General features: G+C 59.1%; 16 protein-coding genes and 1 tRNA gene. 7 read left to right on the top strand and 10 right to left on the bottom strand.

The window, feature by feature from the left end; translation table 11 throughout:
- Together C7J97_RS05640 and C7J97_RS05635 are read right to left on the bottom strand one after the other, a co-directional pair.
- Positions 1-2,421 carry an ABC transporter permease gene (locus tag C7J97_RS05640; RefSeq protein WP_005922375.1) on the bottom strand — a complete coding sequence of 807 codons (2,421 nt, stop codon included), beginning with the start codon at positions 2,419-2,421 and terminating at the stop codon, positions 1-3.
- Between the two features lie 176 nt (positions 2,422-2,597).
- A tRNA-Thr gene (locus C7J97_RS05635) sits at positions 2,598-2,672 on the bottom strand.
- Positions 2,673-2,907: 235 nt separating this feature from the next.
- Between C7J97_RS05635 and fucO the strand changes: the two genes are divergently transcribed.
- From fucO to C7J97_RS05620, 3 genes are all read left to right on the top strand, one after another.
- Positions 2,908-4,056 carry a lactaldehyde reductase gene (gene fucO, locus C7J97_RS05630; protein WP_113992943.1) on the top strand — a complete coding sequence of 383 codons (1,149 nt, stop codon included), beginning with the start codon at positions 2,908-2,910 and terminating at the stop codon, positions 4,054-4,056.
- Positions 4,057-4,238: 182 nt separating this feature from the next.
- The gene (locus C7J97_RS05625; protein ID WP_113992942.1) at positions 4,239-5,546 is read left to right on the top strand and encodes a putative ABC transporter permease; all 1,308 of its coding nucleotides are present in this window, start codon (positions 4,239-4,241) and stop codon (positions 5,544-5,546) included.
- 239 nt (positions 5,547-5,785) lie between these two features.
- Complete coding sequence (locus C7J97_RS05620) at positions 5,786-6,745, top strand: calcium/sodium antiporter (protein ID WP_113621277.1); 960 nt, start codon at positions 5,786-5,788, stop codon at positions 6,743-6,745.
- A 535-nt stretch (positions 6,746-7,280) separates the two neighbouring features.
- Here the strand turns inward: C7J97_RS05620 and bilR are convergent.
- Genes bilR through C7J97_RS05605 form a run of 3 tightly spaced genes read right to left on the bottom strand, consistent with a single transcriptional unit; the run spans position 7,281 to position 11,384 of the window.
- Entirely contained in the window at positions 7,281-9,206 is a 1,926-nt protein-coding gene (gene bilR, locus C7J97_RS05615; protein WP_113992941.1) for a bilirubin reductase, long form, read from the bottom strand.
- A 30-nt stretch (positions 9,207-9,236) separates the two neighbouring features.
- Positions 9,237-9,992, bottom strand: a complete 756-nt coding sequence (locus C7J97_RS05610) for an alpha/beta hydrolase family protein (protein WP_112090258.1) — start codon at positions 9,990-9,992, stop codon at positions 9,237-9,239.
- A gap of 3 nt (positions 9,993-9,995) precedes the next feature.
- Positions 9,996-11,384 carry an MFS transporter gene (locus tag C7J97_RS05605; protein ID WP_055185386.1) on the bottom strand — a complete coding sequence of 463 codons (1,389 nt, stop codon included), beginning with the start codon at positions 11,382-11,384 and terminating at the stop codon, positions 9,996-9,998.
- Positions 11,385-11,599: 215 nt separating this feature from the next.
- Between C7J97_RS05605 and C7J97_RS05600 the strand changes: the two genes are divergently transcribed.
- A complete protein-coding gene (locus tag C7J97_RS05600) occupies positions 11,600-12,430 on the top strand; it encodes a helix-turn-helix domain-containing protein (RefSeq protein ID WP_242983446.1) in 831 nt (276 codons plus the stop codon).
- A 96-nt stretch (positions 12,431-12,526) separates the two neighbouring features.
- Here the strand turns inward: C7J97_RS05600 and C7J97_RS05595 are convergent, their stop codons facing one another.
- Positions 12,527-12,655 carry a hypothetical protein gene (locus C7J97_RS05595; RefSeq protein ID WP_015538181.1) on the bottom strand — a complete coding sequence of 43 codons (129 nt, stop codon included), beginning with the start codon at positions 12,653-12,655 and terminating at the stop codon, positions 12,527-12,529.
- Between the two features lie 13 nt (positions 12,656-12,668).
- Positions 12,669-13,799: a sodium ion-translocating decarboxylase subunit beta gene (locus tag C7J97_RS05590; protein ID WP_005922357.1), complete on the bottom strand. Its 1,131-nt coding sequence runs from the start codon at positions 13,797-13,799 to the stop codon at positions 12,669-12,671.
- Between the two features lie 73 nt (positions 13,800-13,872).
- Between C7J97_RS05590 and C7J97_RS15485 the strand changes: the two genes are divergently transcribed.
- Positions 13,873-14,001, top strand: a complete 129-nt coding sequence (locus C7J97_RS15485) for a hypothetical protein (RefSeq protein ID WP_278320571.1) — start codon at positions 13,873-13,875, stop codon at positions 13,999-14,001.
- Between the two features lie 69 nt (positions 14,002-14,070).
- Here C7J97_RS15485 and C7J97_RS05585 read toward each other — a convergent pair whose 3' ends face one another.
- The 3 genes from C7J97_RS05585 to yfcE form a co-directional block, all read right to left on the bottom strand.
- Entirely contained in the window at positions 14,071-15,003 is a 933-nt protein-coding gene (locus C7J97_RS05585) for a carbohydrate kinase family protein (RefSeq protein ID WP_113992938.1), read from the bottom strand.
- Positions 15,004-15,223: 220 nt separating this feature from the next.
- The gene (locus C7J97_RS05580; RefSeq protein ID WP_113992937.1) at positions 15,224-16,177 is read right to left on the bottom strand and encodes a pyruvate kinase; all 954 of its coding nucleotides are present in this window, start codon (positions 16,175-16,177) and stop codon (positions 15,224-15,226) included.
- A 283-nt stretch (positions 16,178-16,460) separates the two neighbouring features.
- Positions 16,461-17,006 (bottom strand): phosphodiesterase, encoded by a 546-nt coding sequence (yfcE, locus tag C7J97_RS05575; RefSeq protein ID WP_113621272.1) that lies wholly within the window; start codon positions 17,004-17,006, stop codon positions 16,461-16,463.
- A gap of 346 nt (positions 17,007-17,352) precedes the next feature.
- Here yfcE and C7J97_RS05570 point away from each other — a divergent pair, with 346 nt between their 5' ends.
- Both C7J97_RS05570 and C7J97_RS05565 read left to right on the top strand, forming a co-directional pair.
- Positions 17,353-18,687 (top strand): MATE family efflux transporter, encoded by a 1,335-nt coding sequence (locus tag C7J97_RS05570; RefSeq protein ID WP_113992936.1) that lies wholly within the window; start codon positions 17,353-17,355, stop codon positions 18,685-18,687.
- A 131-nt stretch (positions 18,688-18,818) separates the two neighbouring features.
- Entirely contained in the window at positions 18,819-20,210 is a 1,392-nt protein-coding gene (locus C7J97_RS05565; RefSeq protein WP_113992935.1) for an alanine/glycine:cation symporter family protein, read from the top strand.
- The last annotated feature ends 37 nt before the right edge of the window (positions 20,211-20,247 follow it).

Genomic DNA, 20,247 nt, shown 5'->3' with positions numbered 1-20,247 from the left:
TTACACTCCTTTTTTCAGATTGTCCATGGGCTGGCTGCGTGCCAGCCGCTCCAGCGGGGCCAGCTGCAGCGCCAGCACGAACAGCAGATAACCTGCGCATACCGCAAGGTGCAGCGCCCAGGGATACTCCGATACGGCCATAGGCAGGGCCGCAAAGGTCAGGATGCGGCCGCTCTGCCGGGTGACCAGGCTGTGCCAGCTCCAGCGCCACAGGCCCCATACGGCCAGGTTGCCCAGCAAAAGCGCACCCAGCACTGCAAGCACGCCCTGCCGGATGCCGCAGTGCCGCAGCATGGCAGCCGAGGTGCCCTCTGCCTGAAAGATACCGATGCGCAGCCGCTGGTGCTGCCAGTACAGCCCGAACAGGTTCCACAGTAAAAACAGGGCCAGTGCAGCGCCCACCACTCCGGCGACCGCCCAGAAGAACGCGCCGGTGCTGCCTTCCTGATACATCCGGCTGGCAGTTTCGTAGCTGTTGGTGCGCAGTACGCCGCCCCGGCGGGTCACCAGCCCTGCAATGGATTTCTGGGTAGCGTAGCTGGCGTTGGCTTTTAGTTTCAGGTTGATGGCGGTATACCCGTAGGGCGTGCCGTATTCTTCTGCCCAGAGGGCGCGGCCCAGCGCCTGGCTGCAGTACAGCTGGTAGGTGGTGGGGGAGCTGTCTGCAAAGGGCAGGCTGTCCATATCAATGCTTGCAATCACGCCGCCGATGGTCAGGCTCTTTTGGCTGTGTGCGCCGTCCAGGGTAGGGTACTCCAGCACTGCCGTGCAGCCCGCAAAGGGTGCGGCCTGCGTGCCCCACTGGGTCTGGCCGTTTTCGTCCAGTACAAAATCCGGCGCATACAGCAGCACGGCCTGCCCGCTGCGCAGTGCGTCCAGATCCACAGGGGTGCTGCACTGCGCAGCCAGCGCTTCCAGCTCTGCATCCGGCAATGCGGTGACAAGGGTGTTTACCGTGTCTGCATCCTGCATGGTAAACATGGTGTAGAGGCTGTCCTGGTGGGTATACAGTCCCCACAGGTCATGCGCCGTAAAGGCATCGCTGGAAAGGCCGCACAGATAGTTCATATCGGTGCGCATGGCGGCCTGCTGGACGTCCGGCAGGCGCAGCAGATCCTCCGCAAGGCCGTCGGTCAGGGTGTTCTGCCCGGCGCTTACCTGCACCGCTGCCGAAGCCGCCGTGCGGCGGTAGGGAAGCAGCTTCCAGGTGCTCAGGAACACACAGCACAGCGCCAGCGTAAGCCCCAGCGCATTGAGCACCACCAGCCGCAGCGGCAGCGGCGTAAGCAGCCGCACACGGCGCTGTAATCTTACCTTTTTCTGGGGCAGATGGGTCAGCTTTTGCCCGGCCTGCCGCAGGGCAGGCAGCAAAAAGCCCAGCAGCACGGCCCCGGTGCCGGTAGCCCACGCCAGCGCCAGCTGTCCCCACGGCAGGCTGAGATAGCGCACGTGCCCCTGCACGGCAAGGGTGGCGGCACACAGGCCGACCCCCAGCAGGCTGCCGATCGGCAGGCAGAACAGCAGCAGAAAAACGGCTTCCCACAGGCACAGCGCCACGAGGGCGGTTTTTCCGGCACCGATCATACGCAGAGTGACAAGGCTCTGCTCCCGGCGGCGCAGCTGCAGGGTGCACAGCACGAGCACCGCGCACAGGGTCAGCAGGGCACAGCCGCCCATAAAAGCCCAGCTGCCGCTCCGGGTCAGATCCGCTTCCGGATAGGCGTAGGTGTTGCGCACCCAGGTGGGATCCTGGCTGCCGTCTATATAAGGAGCCAGCGGCACGGCACCAGCATAGCAGCACAGCAGCTGTATTTTGCTGTCCCAGCTTTGGGGCAGACTGTCGGCGGTGACCAGCGCATCCACCGGCAGGTTGCTGCCCACCGCCCAGTAGGCATCGTAGGAGGGCAGCACCCCGCACAGGGTAAATTGCAGCAGGACCGGTGCATCGTCCCCATGCACCGCCTGCAGGGTCACGGTCTGCCCCAGCTCATAGGAGGCCCCGATGCTGTCCAGCACCGAGGTGGTCAGCGCTGCCTCTCCGGCGGTGCCGGGCAGCCGTCCGCTGAGCAGCTGCAGCTGCCCACAGGAGAGATATCCCTCGTCCACAGTGCCCAGCGCGCCAAAGGCAAGGTCCTTGTCGTTGACAAGGATCGCATACTGCGCCGCACGCCCCACCGCAGCGGGGGCTGTCTGCTGCACAAAGGCATCGGCATCTGCGGCGGTCAGGTCGTAACGGGCAAGCTGCCAGGCACCGTAAAGATCCTGGCGCTGCACCTCCATGGCGCGGCTGCCGCTCTGCTGATAGCACAGCACCGCTGTAAGCAGCGCAAACACTGCCGCCAGCACGCAGAGCATCATAGCGGTATCGCGGCGGCGGCCTTTCAGCCCGCGCCAGGCGATGGTTCCCAAAGAGTGACGCATTCCATTTTCCCTCCTGTTAGTTGTTGTTGCTTGTATTATACTGCTTTTTTTTACGAAGACAATATTTTTGCGACATCTTGCACAAATTTTACGAAGAAAGTCGTTCTTTGCGCAGGAAGGAGCCTGCGTTCGGCACAAAAAAATCCCCGGATCCAAATGGATCCAGGGATTTTGTATGGAGCTGGTGACAGGAGTTGAACCTGCAACCCACTGATTACAAATCAGTTGCGCTGCCATTGCGCCACACCAGCAAAGGTTACTAAGATAGTATAACACAGGCACGGCCATTTGGCAAGGATTGTTTTTTTGCAGGGGATAATAATGCCGGAAAACAGACAAAAATGACAGAAAATAATACACAAGTATAAAAATATACTACAAATTTAAACAATTTTACATTGCAAATTTTTTGACGATGTGCTATGCTGAAACGTAGAGGAACGCCGCCGGAAGGGCGGCTGCAAACAGATTTGGAGGATTTGTATTATGGCTGACCGCATTGTTCTGAATACCATCTCCTACCACGGCCACGGTGCTATCGAGAACATCGTTCCCGAGCTGACCGCCCGTGGCTACAAGAAGGCTTTCGTCTGCTCCGACCCCGACCTGATCAAGTTCGGCGTCACCCAAAAGGTCACCGACCTGCTGGATGCCGCAAACTTTGCCTACGCTGTTTACAGCGAGATCAAGCCCAACCCCACCATCGCTAACGTGCAGGACGGCGTGGCTGCCTTCAAGGCTGCCGAGGCTGACTGCATCGTGACCATCGGCGGCGGCTCCTCCATGGATACCGCAAAGGCCATCGGCATCATCATCAATAACCCCGAGTTTGCGGACGTCCGCTCTTTGGAAGGCGTTGCTCCCACCAAGAAGCACGCAGTGTTCACCATTGCAGTGCCCACCACCGCCGGTACTGCTGCCGAGGTCACCATCAACTACGTCATCACCGACGTGGAGAAGAAGCGCAAGTTCGTCTGCGTGGACACCAACGATATCCCCGAGATCGCTGTGGTCGACCCCGACATGATGTCCTCCATGCCCAAGGGTCTGACTGCCGCCACCGGTATGGACGCGCTGACCCATGCCATTGAGGGCTACATCACCAAGGGTCACTGCGTCATCTCTGATATGTTCCATCTGGAAGCCATCAAGCTGATCAGCCAGAGCCTGCGCGGCGCTGTGCAGAACACCCCGGAGGGCCGCGAGGGCATGGCTCTGGGCCAGTACATTGCCGGTATGGGCTTCTCCAACGTGGGTCTGGGCATTGTGCACTCCATGGCACACGGCCTGTCCGCTCTGTATGACACTCCCCATGGCGTGGCCTGCGCTATCCTGCTGCCCGTTGGTCTGGAGTACAACAAGAGCGTTGCCGGCGAGCGTTACCGCGCTGTGGGCAAGGCTATGGGCGTTATGGGCATCGACGAGATGAACGATGTGGAGGCCGCTGATGCTACCATCGCCGCCGTCAAGCAGCTGAGCGCAGACGTGGGCATCCCCGCAAATCTGCACGGCATCCTGAAGGAAGAGGACATCCAGTTCCTCGCCGAGTCCGCTTTTGCAGACGCCTGCCGTCCCGGCAACCCCCGCGACACCAGCGTGGAGGAGATCGTGGAGCTGTATAAGAGCCAGCTGTAAGCTGTAAAATAAGAACTCCGAGAGCCGCTGCACCGTGCTTGTGCAGCGGCTCTTTTTGCTGGGAAGGATGCGTTTGTAAAAGGAAATCCCACGCCAATTGTAACATTTTCCACCACCCCCTTGTATAAACCGGCGCAAGCGAGTACAATCAGAGCATAAAATTTGAAGGCGAGGAAAGCGCGATGACACTGAACTTCTACACACTGGGTGTGCTGTATCTGGTCTATTCCTTCCTTGGGTGGGTAGGGGAGACCGTGGTGGCTACCTTCCGGGGTAAGCGGTTTGCAAACCGTGGTATGGCGGCGGGGCCGTTCTGCTTTGTCTACGGCACCACGGCCATCCTGATGGCAGTAGGCTTTGCAGATATGCGTACAAAGCCCGTGGCGCTGTTTGTGGCCTGTATGCTCACGGCTACCGTGGTGGAGTGGCTCACGGCAAAGCTTTTGGAGCGGCTGCACAACCGCAAATGGTGGGACTATTCTGATAAAAAGTTCAACCTGAACGGCTACGTCTGCCTGCAGTATTCGGTACTGTGGGGTGCGCTGGGCATGGTGACTGTGCTGTGGGGCAACGGGCTGCTGCTGCGGCTGTGTGCTCTTGTGCCGGACTGGCTGCTGCATCCGCTGGTATGGGTCGCGCTTGGCATTGCGGCGCTGGATCAGCTGGGCTCGGCGGTGCTGGTGGGACGATATGCGGCGCAGCACCCGGTGCTGGAACAGCTGAACCAGAAACTGGAAGCGCGCTCCGATACCTTGCGCCGCCGCATTGCCGTGTATGTGGAAAAGCGCATCCAGCGCGCCTACCCGGAAGCCGCCCGGCAGCAGCCCACGGCGGTGCAGAAAGGGGAGATCGACTTCCTCAGCGCGGCAGACCTGCTGTGGCTGTTCGTCATCGGGGCGTTTCTGGGTGATATGGTGGAGACGGTGTTCTGCCGCCTGACCGCCGGGGTGTGGATGAGCCGTTCCAGCTTGGTGTGGGGGCCCTTCAGCGTGGTGTGGGGTCTGGCGCTGGCCATGGCTACCGTGCTGCTGCGGCAAAATCAGGATAAAAGCGACCGCTATCTCTTCGCCTTCGGCACGGTGCTGGGCGGCGTGTACGAGTATGTGTGCAGCGCTGTCACCGAGCTGCTGTTCGGCACGGTGTTCTGGGATTACAGCAAGTTCAAGTTCAATCTGGGCGGGCGCATCAACCTGCTGTACTGCTTTTTCTGGGGCATTGCGGCGGTGCTGTGGATGCGCTACGGCTACCCACTGGTGCTCAGGCTGATGAAAAAGGTGCGCAGCCATATCCGCCCGTGGATGACGGCGGTGCTGGCGGTGTTTATGGCGGTGAATATGCTCACCAGTGCGCTGGCACTGGCGCGGTACGATGCCCGCACCAGCGGCGAAGCGCCCAACGGGCAGCTGGAGGTATTTTTGGACGAGCATTTCGACAATGCCCGCATGGAGCGCATTTATCCCAACGCCAAAAAAGTGACCAAGGCAGAATAAATTCCATTTTCCCCTTGCGTTTTTGTCCCAAAGCAGGTATAATACCCTCTGGATAAAAGGGAGTAAGGGGCGTACCTTTGTAAAAAAGTGCGCTGTGCTGCAGCGACAGACCCGGCAGAGATGCCCGATGCAGTACCGATGCTTGAGACTTTTATCACATTTCCCCGTTCCGGGCAGGATGTGATAAAGGTCTTTTTTATTGCGCTTCTGCCGACACCATTCGAAAAAGGAGAGATTTTATGCTGATCCCTGTTCTGTTGTTTATCGTGGGTCTGCTGTGCCTGATCAAGGGCGGCGACTGGTTTGTGGACGGTGCCACCGGCATCGCCCGCCGCTTCCATGTGCCGGAGCTGCTCATTGGTGCCACGGTGGTGTCTATCGGTACCACCCTGCCGGAGGTCATGGTGTCCACCACCTCTGCCCTCACCGGTCACGGCGAGATCGCCTACGGCAACGCCATCGGCTCGGTCATCTGCAATTCTGCACTGATCGCCGCCATCACCATTGCGGTGCGCCCGGGCAAGGTTGACCCCAAGAGCCTGCGCACCCCGGTGGCCTTCTTCTTTGTGGCTGCCGCTTTCTATGCCGGTGTGGCCTACACCACCGGCTCCTTCACCCGCCCGGTAGGTCTGATCCTGCTGGCCATGTTCGTGGCTTACATCGTGTGCAACGTGCTGGCTATGAAAAACACCCCCGCCCCGGAAGAGGAGGAGCAGGCTGAGGAAGGCCCCTTTGCCAAGGAGCTGGGGCTGCTGGCCATCGGCGCAGTGCTCATTGCTGTGGGCGCTGACCTGCTGGTGGACAACGGCACCCTCATCGCGCAGGCACTGGGCGTGCCGGAGTCGGTCATTGCGCTGACCTTTGTGGCACTGGGCACCTCGCTGCCGGAGCTGGTCACTGCCATCACCTCGCTGGCTAAGGGCCACGGCGCGCTGTCGCTGGGCAACGTCATCGGTGCAAACGTGTTCAATCTGGTGCTGGTCAGCGGCGTGTCCGTTACGCTGGCACCCTTCAGCATCCCGCAGAACTCCACCATCGCAGGCATGAACGCTTCGCTGGTGATGGATATCCCGGTCATGTTTGCCGTGATGCTGCTGCTCACCGTGCCCGCTCTGATCAAGGGCAAGCTGAGCCGCCCGCAGGGCATTGCACTGCTGTGCATCTATGCCGCCTTCTGCGCCGTGCAGTTCAGCATCTGATCCGCAAGTTAAATAGTTAAGGCTGCTGCACAGGGTTTTGTGCAGCAGCCTTTTTATGTGGGACGATTTTGAATGCGCTCCGCGTTCGCTTTGCGCATATTCAGCGGAAAGATTATTTATAATTTCGCGTTTGTCGCACTCTGCGGAGTGCGACAAACGCTATTTTCACAGGAGGGGTCGTGGAGGCAAACGGCAGCTGCCGCGCTTGTTTCCACGCGGAAACAGTCATGCGGCGGGGGCGCTGCGGCACGGAAGTCAACATGACCCTCTCAGTCATCGCTGCGCGATGCCAGATTTCCCCCTTTCGTCGCTGCGCGCATCTTCCCCCCGGAGCGGGTGGAAGTCTTTCCTCAAAGGGAGAGCCAAGAGCACTGCCGAAAGCCTCCTCATGATGCCTAATACTTTAGCAACGGGCTTTAAACCTTGGCTACCCCCTTCGGGGGAGCTGGCGCGGGAGCGCCTGAGAGGGTAAAAAAAGTGGGTCAGAAGCGCCCACAGGCGTTTCTGACCCACAAATAGAACGATATTTTTTGTTTTACAGCTGGCAGGCGGTATCGTAGCCGGTGCGGATGGCGTTGGAGATATCCGCAGCCTTGCCGGCGGCATCGCCGATGGAATACACCGGGATACCGGCAGCTTCCAGCGCAGCAGCGTCAAATGCGTTGGAGCGTGCGCCCATGGCCAGCACGATGTAATCGCAGGGGATGGTCACCTCTGCGCCGTCCTTGTTCTCGCAGACGACGGCGTCCATGCGGAACTCCTTGACCTTGTGGCTGGGGTACTGCTCCACGCCGTAGGTCTTGTAGTTTTCCAGCAGGGTGGGCAGAATGGTGCTGCTCTCGCCTGCGGCGATCTTGTCCATCATTTCGATAACGGACACCTTGCAGCCGCGGGCAGCCAGATACTCTGCGGTCTCGCAGCCTACCATGCCGCCGCCGATGACGGCAACCGTGCCGTACACCTGCTGCTCACCGGCCAGCACCTTCCAAGCGTCGGCAACATTCACGCTGTCGATGCCGGGAATGCGGGGTGCGGCACTGTGTGCGCCCACAGCGTTGATGACGGCCTCGAAACCGGCGTCCTTCAGCTGCTCTGCGGTGCGGGTCTGACCCATGCACAGGTGCACACCGGCGTTGCAGACAGCGTGGATCAGGTCCTGTGCGGCACGGCGCATCTCCTCCTTGCGGGGAGGCACGCAGGCAATGTTCAGCTGACCGCCCAGAGTGGTGGTCTTTTCAAACAGGGTCACGTCATGGCCGCGCAGCGCTGCCACACGGGCGGCTTCCAGACCGGCAGGGCCGCCGCCGAGGACGGCAATCTTCTTTTTCTGTGCTGCGGGCTGGATGCTGCGGGTGTTCTCGTAGCCATTTTCCGCGTTCAGCACGCAGGAGAGGAACTGACGGTTCTGGATGGCATCGGTGCAGCCCTTGTTGCAGCTGATGCAGCGGCGGATATCGCAGGCCTTCCCGGCAGCGATCTTGGTGCCCCAGTCGGGGTCTGCCAGCAGCGGGCGACCCATGGCAACTATGTCGGCCATGCCGCTCTCGATGACACGCGCAGCCATGTCGGCGTCCACGATACGACCCACGGCGCTGACCGGCACATTGACGGCTTTTTTGATGTCCCCGGCGATCTTGACAAAGAAGCCGTAGGGCTGTACGCCCATGGGAGGAATGGTGTCGGCCATGTTGCCGGTGTGGTTGGCCTGGGCAACGTGGAACATATCCACGCCGTCCTCTACCAGCCACTGGGCAAACTGCACGGCGTCGGCTTCGTCAATGCCGCCCTTGCCGCGCTGCGGGGTGACGATGGACAGCTTGTAGTCGATGACCATATCCGGCACAGCCTTGCGGATGGCGCGGGTCAGCATGCGGGCAAAGCGGACGCGGTTCTCCAGACTGCCGCCGAACTTATCGGTGCGGTGGTTCATGCGGGTGGAGCACAGGCAGCCATTCAGGCGGTCGCCGTGGATCTGGATGACGTCCACACCGGCCTTCTGGGCACGCACTGCGCAGGCGCACATTTTATCGATGATGGACATCAGCATCTCCTCGCTGGCCTCATCGGTAAAGAACATCATGTCGTGGTGCAGGCGCTGACGCATCTCGTCAAACTTCTTCTGCATAAACAGGCTGTTGATGGCGTCCACATCGTACTCCGGGTGGAAGAGCTGGACGCCCAGCTTTGTGCCGTAGGCGTGTACGCTGTCAGCCAGTGCCTTGAAGGCAGGGATCTGGCTGTCATCAAACAGCTTGGGGGTGGGAGAAAAGCTGTTGATGGGTGCCACATCGCCCATAACGATGTAGCCCACGCCGCCCTTTGCCAGACGGGTGTAGAAGCCCATGTCCTGCTCGCTGATCATGCCGTTTTTCTCGTAGCCGGTGGTCAGCGGGGGGAACATGATGCGGTTTTTAAAGGTCTGTCCGCCCACCTCGATGGGCTGCAGAATTACGTTTTCCATACAAAAGCCTCCTTGCAGATACGCTTTGCTTTACAGATTTGCTTTGATGAATGCTGCGGTCTTTTCCTCCACGGCGGCACGGGCTGCCAGCGTGGCAAAGTTGTGGCCGCCGCCTGCAATGGTGTCCACCTCGGGTGCGGTGTACACCTGTGCGTAACGGCTGCAGGTGCCCTCGTCTACCAGACGGTCATCGTCGGCGCGCAGCAGCAGCACCGGGCCGTTGTAGCCCTTGGCCTCGGTAAAGGGATCGGGGTGCTTTGCCATCTCGTAGTTAAAGGCCATCTTGTAGCACAGACCCTCCATGTCGGTGTAGTCCCTGCCGGTCTGCACAACGCCGTCGGCACGCTGTGCGCAGCCGAACCACATCCCGGCGCCCGGGCACAGCAGGATCAGGCCGTGGGGCTGGATGACCGGTGCGCAGGAAGCGGCAATGTAGCCGCCCATGCTCTGGCCGGAGAGGAACAGCTTTTCGCTGTCCACATAGGGCTGCTCAGCGGCCCATGCAAAGATATCCTGTGCATCGGTGTGCAGGCCGTCGAAGCTCATATCCTCGAACTCGCCGTCGCTCTCGCCGTTGCCGTAGAAATCGAACCGGGCGCTGCCGATGCCCTGCGCTGCCAAAGCGCGGGACAGGTGGGTGTACATGGACTTGTAGCCGCTGCAGCTGCCGGCAAAGCCGTGCAGGTGCACCACAAAGGGTACCTTGCCCTCGGTATCGGGCAGGGTCACGATGCCGCGCAGAGTGTGACCATTGCGGTTTTTAAACTGAACCTGTAAAATCTTCATGGTTTACTTGCTCTCCTTTGCGGCGCGGCGAGCCTTCAGCTCGGTCAGCATCTCGGCAGTCTTCTGCTTGGTCAGGGGGTAGACGAAGAACAGGATGGCAACTGCAATGCCGTAGCCCAGGAAGTAGACGCCGGTGTAGCTCTTCCAGATAGCGTTTACAACGCCTGCGGTCTGCACAGCGCCTGCGGTCACGTTGTAGCCGATAGCACCCAGCACAAAGCTGGACAGGCTGCCGGAAATGGCGCTTGCAAGCTTGCGGAAGAAGGAGTAGGTGGAGTAGACGATGCCCTCGTTACGCTCGCCGGTCTGCAGCTCGTGGTAGTCGATGGCGTCGTTGACCATGGCCCAGATCAGCACCTGCATACCGGAAGCGCCCAGATAGCAGATACCGTTGATGACGATGAAGGCCACGGGGTTATGGACGGGGAAGAAGAACAGGATGCCGAACACGATGGCGGCAAAGCCGGCACCCATGCAGCACCACTCCTTCTTGCCGAACTTGTTGGCCAGAGGCTGGGTGATGGCAAAGGACAGCACAGCGTACAGAACGCTCAGCATACCGGAGACAGCCTGAATTTTAACGTTGCCGAAGAAGTCCTTATACAGGTAGGTGTTCAGACCGTTGACCACGGAAGCACCGATCATGCCGGTCAGGCTGAAGAACATAACGCCCAGCAGAGCCTTGTTATGAGAGATCTCCTTAAGCACGTGCAGGTAGTTCAGCTTTTCGCCCTGCGGACGCTCGGGCACTTCCACGCGCTCCTTGCACCACACGCAGGTGATCTGCAGGCACAGCAGGCCCAGCATAGCGCAGATGCAGGCCAGCATCAGGAAGCGGCCAGCCACGGGCTTGTTGTCCACATACAGGAACAGGGGGCCGATCATGACCATGACGGTCATGAAGATGGTGCCGCCAAGGCTGCGGTAGCGGGACAGTGCGGTGCGCTGGCTGACATCATCGGTCATCACGCTGGACAGGGTACCGAAGGGCACGTTGACGCAGGTGTACAGTGCCTCGTACAGAACGTAGGTGACGAACATGTAGGCCAGACGCAGGCCGTAGTTGATATTGCCCACATTGACAAAGCCCAGTATGCACAGCACTGCCATGGGGAAGGAGAAGGCGCGGATCCAAGGGATGAACTTGCCGCCCTTGGTGGCCTTGCGGGAGTCCACGATCGCGCCGATGATGGGGTCGTTCACGGCGTCCCAGATCTTGGTGACCAGCAGCAGGATACCCACATGGAAGGGGTTGACCTGCAGGATCAGGGTGTAGAAGATCGACAGATACATGGCACGGTACTGCTCAGTAAAGCAGCAGCCCAGATCGCCCAGTGTATAGCCGATCTTGTCCTTCATGGAGAAGGGTCGGACGGTCTTTTTCTGGTCCATTGTGTTTTATCCTCCTTAAAAACAGTGAAACCACGAGACTTTTCGCACAAGTCTCTTTTCTACACTTTGCATTATACGTTAAATTTCCATCAATACATATCCAAAAAATGATTGAAAACTATCACGAATTGATGTATTATGCAATTATAACAGTTGTACTTTTCTGTTGTGTACAACAAATTGTTGCACATGACAGTTTCACGGAGGTTTTTTTGGTGAACTATACAGTCAAGCGTTATTTTTTTGAGCAGAGCGCCGTCCGGGAGTTTTATTCCGGCGCGTATTATGATTTGTTTCTGGTCATGCGGGGCAGCGGTGTGTTCCGGTGCAGTGAGGTGGTGCTGCCCGCCCAACAGCAGAACCTGATCATCTTCAAGCCCGGTCAGGGCGGCAGGCTGGAATATGCCGGTGCCTACGGCCCGCTGGAGCTTATCCGGGTACAGCTGTCCCCCCAGACGCTGGCGCAGCTTTCGGATGCAGACACCGACCTTGAAAAAAGCTTCAACGTAGTCCCCTTCCGGCAGGTGGCTGTCCGCCCGGACAGCCAGATCTATATGCTGCTGAAAAACCTTGCCCGGAAGCTGCTGATGCTCCCGCAGGAGCGCACCCAGTTCGGCGCAGCGGTGTTCGAGCACGGTATTCTGCAGATGTTCGTGGTGCTGGCGCTGCGTGCCTGCATCCATGCGGAGTTCCACACCGCATCGGTCAGCCGCCACCACCTGATGCTGGACGAGGTGTTCCTGTTTATTCAGGCGCATCTTACCGAGGAGCTGACGCTGGAACGGCTGGAGAAGGAGTTCTTCGTCTCCCGGGAACATATTGCCCGGGAATTTAAACGCCAGACCGGGCAGACGGTGCACCGCTACATCGTAAAGGCGCGGTTGGACCGCTGCTGCACCCTCATCGAGCAGGGGCTGCCCATTACCGAGGTGTACAAGACCAGCGGCTTTGGCGGCTACAACCACTTTTTCCGCGCCTTTAAAAAGGAGTACGGCATGACCCCCAAGGAGTACTTCCACACCACCCGGCAGGACGCCCGGGGATGAATCCGGCAAAAGCAGCGCCGTCTGCGCCTGTGAAAAAAGCCGCCAGGGAAGATCCGCAGATCCTCCCAGGCGGCTTGCTTATCCTATTTTTTTCTTTTACTTGCGGCGGGTGAGGCAGTTCAGCGCCATCACCACCAGCACGAGAAAGCCGATGACCAGCAGGATACCGGTCATGCCGATGAGCATCATGGGCAGAGTGGTCATCCAGGAAGAAAGATGAAGCATAAAGGCACCTCCGTTAAGCCATCAGGGAAAGGATCAGTCCGCCGGCAAGGACGGATGCGATCTGCCCGGAAACGTTGACGCTGATGGAATACATCAGTAGGAAATTCTGGTTGTCCTCGGCCAGACCCATCTTGTTGACCACGCGTCCGCTCATGGGGAAGGCCGAGATGCCTGCCGCGCCGATCATGGGGTTCAGCTTTTTGCCCTCGGGCAGGAAGAGGTTCACCAGCTTGGCGAACAGCACGCCGCCAGCGGTATCAAAGATAAAGGCTACAAGACCCAGCGCCATGATGAGCAAAGTGTCCGGCCGGACAAACTTGTCGGCGGTCATCTGCCCGGCTACGGTCAGACCCAGCAGCAGGGTGATGAGGTTTGCCAGTACGTTCTGGGCGGTCTCGCTCAGGGAGTTCAGCACCCCGCATTCCCGCAGCAGGTTGCCGAACATCAAAAAGCCCACCAGCGCCACGCTGGCCGGGGCTACCAGACCGGCGACCACCGTGACCACAACAGGGAACAGGATCTTGGTCAGCTGGGTGACATTGCCTTTTTCGTAGGGCATACGGATGCGGCGTTCCTTCTGGGTGGTCAGCAGACGGATGACCGGCGGCTGCACGATGGGCACCAGCGCCATGTAGCTGTAAGCTGCCACCATAATAGCGCCCAGATACTGGGATTTCAGGGTGTTTGCCACAAAAATGGCGGTGGGGCCGTCCGCTGCGCCGATGACCGCAATGGACGCGGCGTCCTTCATATCAAAGAAGAACCCGGCCAGAAACAGGGTGAAAAAGATGCCGAACTGTGCCGCTGCGCCAAACAGCATGAGCCACGGCTTTTCCAGCAGCGGGCCAAAATCGATCATGGCACCGATGCCGATGAACAGCAGCAGCGGGAACAGCTCGTTGGACATCCCTGCCTCGAACAGGGCAGAGATGGGGCCAACGGTGTCTCCCTGCGTGATGGCGCCGGATGCGGGAAGATTGACCAGAATGGCGCCGAACCCCATGGGCAGCAGCAGACTGGGCTCCATCTTTTTGACGATGGCAAGGTAAATGAGCAGGGCACCGATGCCCCACATGACCACCATCTGCCATGTCAGCGCCCCGAAGTTTGAAAAGAGCGCGGCGAATGTGTTCCAGAAATTCATAATGTTTTCCTGCCTCCTTTTGTTTTGATGCTGCGGCAAGAAAAAAAGAGACCCTTGCCACAGCGTAAGATCTGTGACAAAAGTCTCAAGCGAACACATGACATCGGGCATTGCTGCCGTGATGACGCTGCCATGCAGCGGCCTGCCGGAAAAAGCCTTGACCGGCGGGCTGCCCTTTACTCCCCTTTATCTTTTTTATTGATACCAGAAACTGCCGCTTCTGTCAAGGGGGAAAATGCGGTTTTGCGCAAAAATTCAACCGTTTAAATCGTCAGTCCACCACCGGTACATCCAGCCCGAACTCCTGCGGGCGGAAGCGGGGACAGACGTTCTCGGTGATGCAGATGACCGAAGCAGCAAGACGGCTGCCGATCTCGCAGGATTCTGCCAGCGTTTTGCCGTAGGTCAGGCCGATGACCGTGCCGGCAAAGAAGGCGTCCCCCGCGCCGGTGGTGTCCATAACGTCCACCTTTTTGGCGGGCACGATGCCGCAGTCACCGTCCGCACAGGCGTATACCGCGCCCTGCCCGCCCATGGTCACCACCATGCTGGGAATGTTGGCGCTGCGCACGTTGCCCGTGAGCACCCGGCACATCTCGTCCGGGGAGAGGTGGTCGTAGTCATCCGAGAACAGCAGCCCGGTCTCCTGCTGGTTGCAGATGAAACAATCGATCTGCTGCAAAAAATCCCGCCGCTCCATGGCGATGCTCATGTTGGAGACCACGGCAAACACCTTTTTGCCGTACTTTTTGGCGTAGCGCAGGGTCTGCTTTACCGTTTCTTTTTCGAGGTCCAGCTCCAGTGCAATGGAATCGCAGTCTGCAAAGATCTCATCGCCCTGCTCCTGCAGCAGGCCGGTCAGCGGGGTGGTGTCCGGTCGCTTGGAGATGGCGGCGTGCACATCGCCGTCGTTGTCAAAAATGGCCAGCCATGTGCCCATGCCGTCCGGCTTTTTCTGGATAAAGCGGGTGTTGACCTTGTGCCTTGCCAGCTTGTCGATGACGTCCTGTCCCATGCCGGTGTCATCCACCAGACCCACAAAGGTGGGGCGCAGCTCTACGTTGGCGATATCCTCCACCACGTTGCGGCTCACACCGCCGTGTACCTGCTCGATGCGTCCGGCGTTGCGCCCGCCGGGGATATAGGTGGAAAGGGGATAGCCCTTGATATCCACAAAAACAGCTCCGATGACTACGATGCCCATAAACGATAAACCTTTCTGACTTCAGTTGATTTTACCTGTATTATACAGGAAGCAGACAAAAGATGCTATCCTTTTGCGAAAAATATCTCTCGGTCACGCCCCCTTTCCGTGAAAAAGGGCTTCCGAAAAGTCCGCAGACTTTTCGGAAGCCCAAATAAAAAATAATTTTTCCTCTGATGATGCCCAGAGCGCAGCGGAGGGCATTCTGAATCAGCCCCTGTCACATCGCCGTGCGGGCGGTGCGCACCAGATACTCCATGGCCTGCACCGGATACTGTCCGGCGGCGGTCTCGCCGGTGAGCATCAGGCTGGATGCGCCGTCCAGTACGGCGTTGTAGATGTCGCTCACCTCGGCGCGGGTGGGTACAGCCCGGGTGTGCATGCTGTCCAGCATCTGGGTCACCACCATAAAGGGTACCCCGGCTGCCCGGCAGGCGGCGGAAAGCTGCTTCTGGCAGCGGGGCAGCTCCCACAGGGGCATGGCGTTGCCAAGGTCGCCCCGGGCAATGACCACCTCGTCCACCAGCGGCAAAAACTCCGGCAGCGCCTGTACGCCCGCAAGGTTTTCAATTTTGGCAAGGATCTTCAGCCCGGGTGCACCGGCCTCTGCCAGCGCCTGCCGCAGGTTGCGGATATCCGCAGCGCCGCGCACAAAGGGCAGCATGACCCCGGTAACGCCGCAACCGGCGGCGATGGCAAGGTTCTCCTTGTCCTCGGTGGTCAGGGTGGGCATCTGGATATCCGCCCCCGGTGCTGCCAGACTTTTGCGGCTTTGCAGCACTCCGCCCCGCACTACGGTGCACACGAGTGCTTCCGGCTCTGCGGTGTCCACCCGTGCCAGCAGCTTGCCGTCATCCAGCAGCAGCTCCTGCCCGGGCTGCACACCCTGCACCAGCGCGGCAGGGCAGGGGATGCCCTGCGCGCCCAGACGCACGGTCTGCCCGGCGGTCAGGGACAGCGGCTGCGGCAGACGGCCGATGCGCAATTCCGGCCCCTGCAGATCAATGAGAAGCTTTTTGACCCCGGCTTTGCACAGCAGCGCCAGCCAGTCCTTGTGCGCTGCCAGCGGCCCGTGAGAAAGGTTCATGCGGATGCCGGTCATACCGGCTTCCACCATCTGCTGCAAAAGCTTTACATCGGCACAGGCAGGGCCGATGGTTCCGTAAAAATCCATAATTCCTCCTGCAATTCACGTTTTCTTTCTATTGTAGCATGACCGCGCTGCAAAAGATAGCCCGGCGGCGCACAAAAAAACACCGGAAGCTGATGCAAAGCCTCCGGTGTCTTTTTATGATGCCTTATGGGGTTTACTGCTACACTTTGCACCGCCTGCGTTCAGTACAAAGCTTACAGCTCCCTCTATTTTTAAAGGTTGTACTTAGTTTACAGCATTTCGGGCGGTTCGTCAAGAGCTTTTTCCAGCTTTTGCCGGCAAAAACCGGAATATCACAACATTATCACAACTGCAGCTGGTGGTAGCACGCGCCCTCCATGGTCTTCCAACAGGCGGTGCTTCCCTCCAGGGTCATGTAGCTGTGGGCGGTGTTTTCCTTGGGCAGGCTTACAGAGCCGGGGTTCAGGTAAAGGCTCCCCTGCCCGAAGTTTGTCCATGCGGGCACATGGGTGTGACCGTGGAGCAAAATATCCCCCGGGGCAAGGGGCGGCAGATGGTTCAGGTTGAACACATGGCCGTGGGTAACGTAGACCAGCCGCTGCCCCACCGGCAGCACGGCGTAGTCTGCCAGTACCGGGAAATTGAGCACCATCTGGTCCACCTCGGCGTCGCAGTTGCCGCGCACACACAGCAGCCTGGGCGCAAGGCTGTTCAGCAGCGGAATCACCTTTTTGGGGGCGTAATCCCGGGGCAGGTCGTTGCGGGGGCCGTGGTAGAGCAGGTCTCCCAGAAAGAGCAGGCGGTCGGCCTGCTCCCGTTCAAAGGCCTGCTGCAGCTGCTGCGCATAATAATAGGAGCCGTGCAGGTCTGATGCGATCATCCATTTCATATACAATGCCCTCCCTCAGAGCCGGTTTGCCTTATTGTAGCGCCTGCTGTAAAAATGGTCAAGTGATTACAAAAGTCATACTTTTGTACCAAAACCCCTTGACACGCCGCTGAGAATGTGGTATTCTGCTGGAGTTGCAGCCCGCAAATGCGCAGGCTGCATATCGCGGACAGCTGCCGCGATCATAAAAACCGTGTGGATTTTTACAGCAACATTGCTACTTTTCGCCACACAATGACCTCACAAGGGCCATTGTGTGGCTTTTTTGTGCGCCGGAAACCGGCTACAGGCCGGTGCTGCGCCTTCCACATTTTTACTTTTTACAGATAGCAGGTGAAATTTTTCAATGAACGAAACTTTTATGAAGGAGAAGCCGGTGCTGCCGCTGCTGCTCTCGATGGCACTGCCCAACGTGGTCTCCATGCTGGTGAACAGCCTCTACAATATCGTGGACAGCCTGTTTGTGGCGCGCATCAGCGAGGACGCCATGACCGCGTTAAGTCTGGTGTTTCCCATCCAGAACTTTTCCAACGCCATTGCCATCGGCTTTGGCATCGGCATCAACGCCATGATCGCGCTGTATCTGGGCGCAGGCGACCGCGAAAAGGCAGAGACGGCCGCAACCCACGGCTTTGTGCTCAGCCTTGTGCACGGCGTGGTGATGATGGTGGTCAGCATTGCCATCATGCCCGGCTTTCTGCGCCGCTTTACGCAGGACGAGGGGCTGATCGCTGCCGGTATCACCTACTCCACCATCGTGTTCCTGTTTTTGGTCGTGAACATGGTCTCGCTGGCCTTTGAAAAGATCTTTCAGGCGGTGGGCCGCATGAAGGTGTCCATGGTCGCGCTGATCACCGGCTGCGTGTGCAATATTTTGCTGGACCCGGTGCTCATCTTCGGGCTTGGGCCGGTGCCTGCCATGGGCATTGCAGGCGCGGCACTGGCTACCGGCATCGGTCAGGTGCTCAGCGTGGTGGTCTACCTTGTAGTCTACCTGCGTACCGAGCTGCCGGTGCGGCTGCGCCGCAGCTGTCTGCGCCCGGATGCAGTGCTGGATGGCAGACTGTACGCCATCGGCGTTCCGGCCATCCTGAATCTGGCGCTGCCCTCGCTGCTGGTCACCTTCCTTAACGGATTGCTGGCGGCTTTTTCTCAGAGCTATGTGGTGGTGCTGGGCATCTATTATAAATTGCAGACCTTTTTGTACCTGCCTGCCAACGGCTTCGTGCAGGGTATGCGTCCCCTTATCGGCTACAACTACGGCGCGCGGGAGCACGCCCGGGTGAAAAAGCTGTTCCGGTTGACCCTGCTCATGAGCGCGGCCATCATGGCGGCGGGCACTGTCATCTGTCAGATTGCTTCCGGGCAGCTGATAGGACTGTTCACCCAGAACCCCGAAACCATCGCCGCCGGGCAGACCGCGCTGCGCATCATCAGCATCGGCTTTGTCATCTCGGCAGTCTCCACCACCGCCTCCGGTGCGCTGGAGGGTCTGGGCAAAGGTGCAGAATCGCTGGTCATCGCGCTGTGCCGGTACGTTGTTTTCATCATGCCGCTGGCTGCACTGCTGTGTAACTGGCTGGGCGCAGACGGCGCATGGCACGCCTTCTGGCTTACCGAGGTGCTGGCGGCAGTGGTCTCCGGTGCGGTCTACCGCCGGGCGGTCACACATAAAAAATAAGAATTTCTGATAGGGGCGTTTCATAACGTCCCTATTTTTCATTGACACTACGGGAAAAGTACGGTAAAATAATTTTCGTGTTTTGACAAAAACTGTCAGTGCGCAAGATATTACAGAGGATGTGGAAGTATATGATCGAGACCATTGCCGCCGTCAATCAGGCGGTGAACAGCTTTATCTGGGGCATCCCCGCCATGGTGTGCATCATTGGCGTGGGGCTGCTGCTCAGTGTCCGCACGGGCTTTTTGCAGATCCGCAAATTCCCTTACGCCATCCGCACCACCGTGGGCCGGATGTTCCGCAAGCGGGACGCCTCGGACGGTGCCATGACCCCCTTTCAGGCGGTGTGCACCGCGCTGGCGGGCACAGTGGGCACCGGCAACATTGCCGGTGTGGCGGGTGCTATTGCCATCGGCGGCCCGGGTGCCGTGTTCTGGATGTGGTGCTCTGCGCTGCTGGGGATGTGCACCAAGTTTGCCGAGGTGACGCTGGCCGTGCATTTCCGGGAGCGCAGCGATACCGGCGAGTGGGTGGGCGGCCCGATGTACTATATTAAAAACGGCCTTGGCCGCCGCTGGCAGTTTCTGGCCGTGCTGTACGCGCTGTTCGGCGTGCTGACCGTGTTCGGCACCGGTAACGCAACGCAGGTGAATACCATCGTGGCAGCAGTGGATACCGCCCTGCTGGAATACGGGCTGGTGGGCGGCAGCTTTCTGCCCACCCTCAACCTCATCGTGGGCATCCTTGTGGCGGTGCTGGTGGCACTGGTGCTGCTGGGCGGCATCAAGCGCATTGGCAGCGTAAGCGAGAAGCTGGTGCCCTTTATGGCACTGTTCTATATTGTGCTGTCGGTGGGCGTGGTGGTGCTCAACTTCTCCCGCCTGCCCTATGTGCTGGAATCCATCGTGGCGGGTGCGTTCAACCCTGCTGCTTTTACCGGCGGCACCATCGGCAGTTTGTTCGTCAGTATGCAAAAGGGCGTTTCCCGCGGCATCTTTTCCAACGAGGCCGGTCTTGGCACCGGCTCTATCGCCCATGCCTGCGCCGACACCAAAAAGCCGGTCAAGCAGGGCATGTTCGGCATTTTTGAGGTGTTTGCCGATACCATCGTCATCTGCACCCTGACCGCGCTGGTCATCCTGTGCAGCGGCACCCCGGTCGGCTACGGCGCAGCTGCGGGTGCTGAGCTGACCATCTCCGGCTTTACCACCACCTACGGCGGCTGGGCTTCCATTTTTACCGCCGTGGCGCTGTGCTGCTTTGCCTTTTCCACCATCATCGGCTGGGGTCTGTACGGCTCCCGTTTTCTGGTGTTCCTGTGCAAGAGCAACAAGGTGGCGCGCCCCTTCTTTGTGGTGTATGCTCTGGTAGCCATTCTGGGTGCTACCATGGATCTTGGCCTGCTGTGGAGCATCGCCGATACCTTCAACGGCCTGATGAGCATTCCCAACCTCATTGCATTGCTGCTGCTTTCCGGTACGGTGGTGCAGCTGACCCGCGCCTTTTTTGAATCGGAAGGGTGAACGGCAGCTCTGCCCATAGTGGACAGAAACGCCGGAA

Source organism: Faecalibacterium prausnitzii, assembly GCF_003324185.1.
GTDB classification, from domain to species: domain Bacteria; phylum Bacillota; class Clostridia; order Oscillospirales; family Ruminococcaceae; genus Faecalibacterium; species Faecalibacterium prausnitzii.
This window is presented reverse-complemented; position numbering and strand designations above follow the sequence as displayed.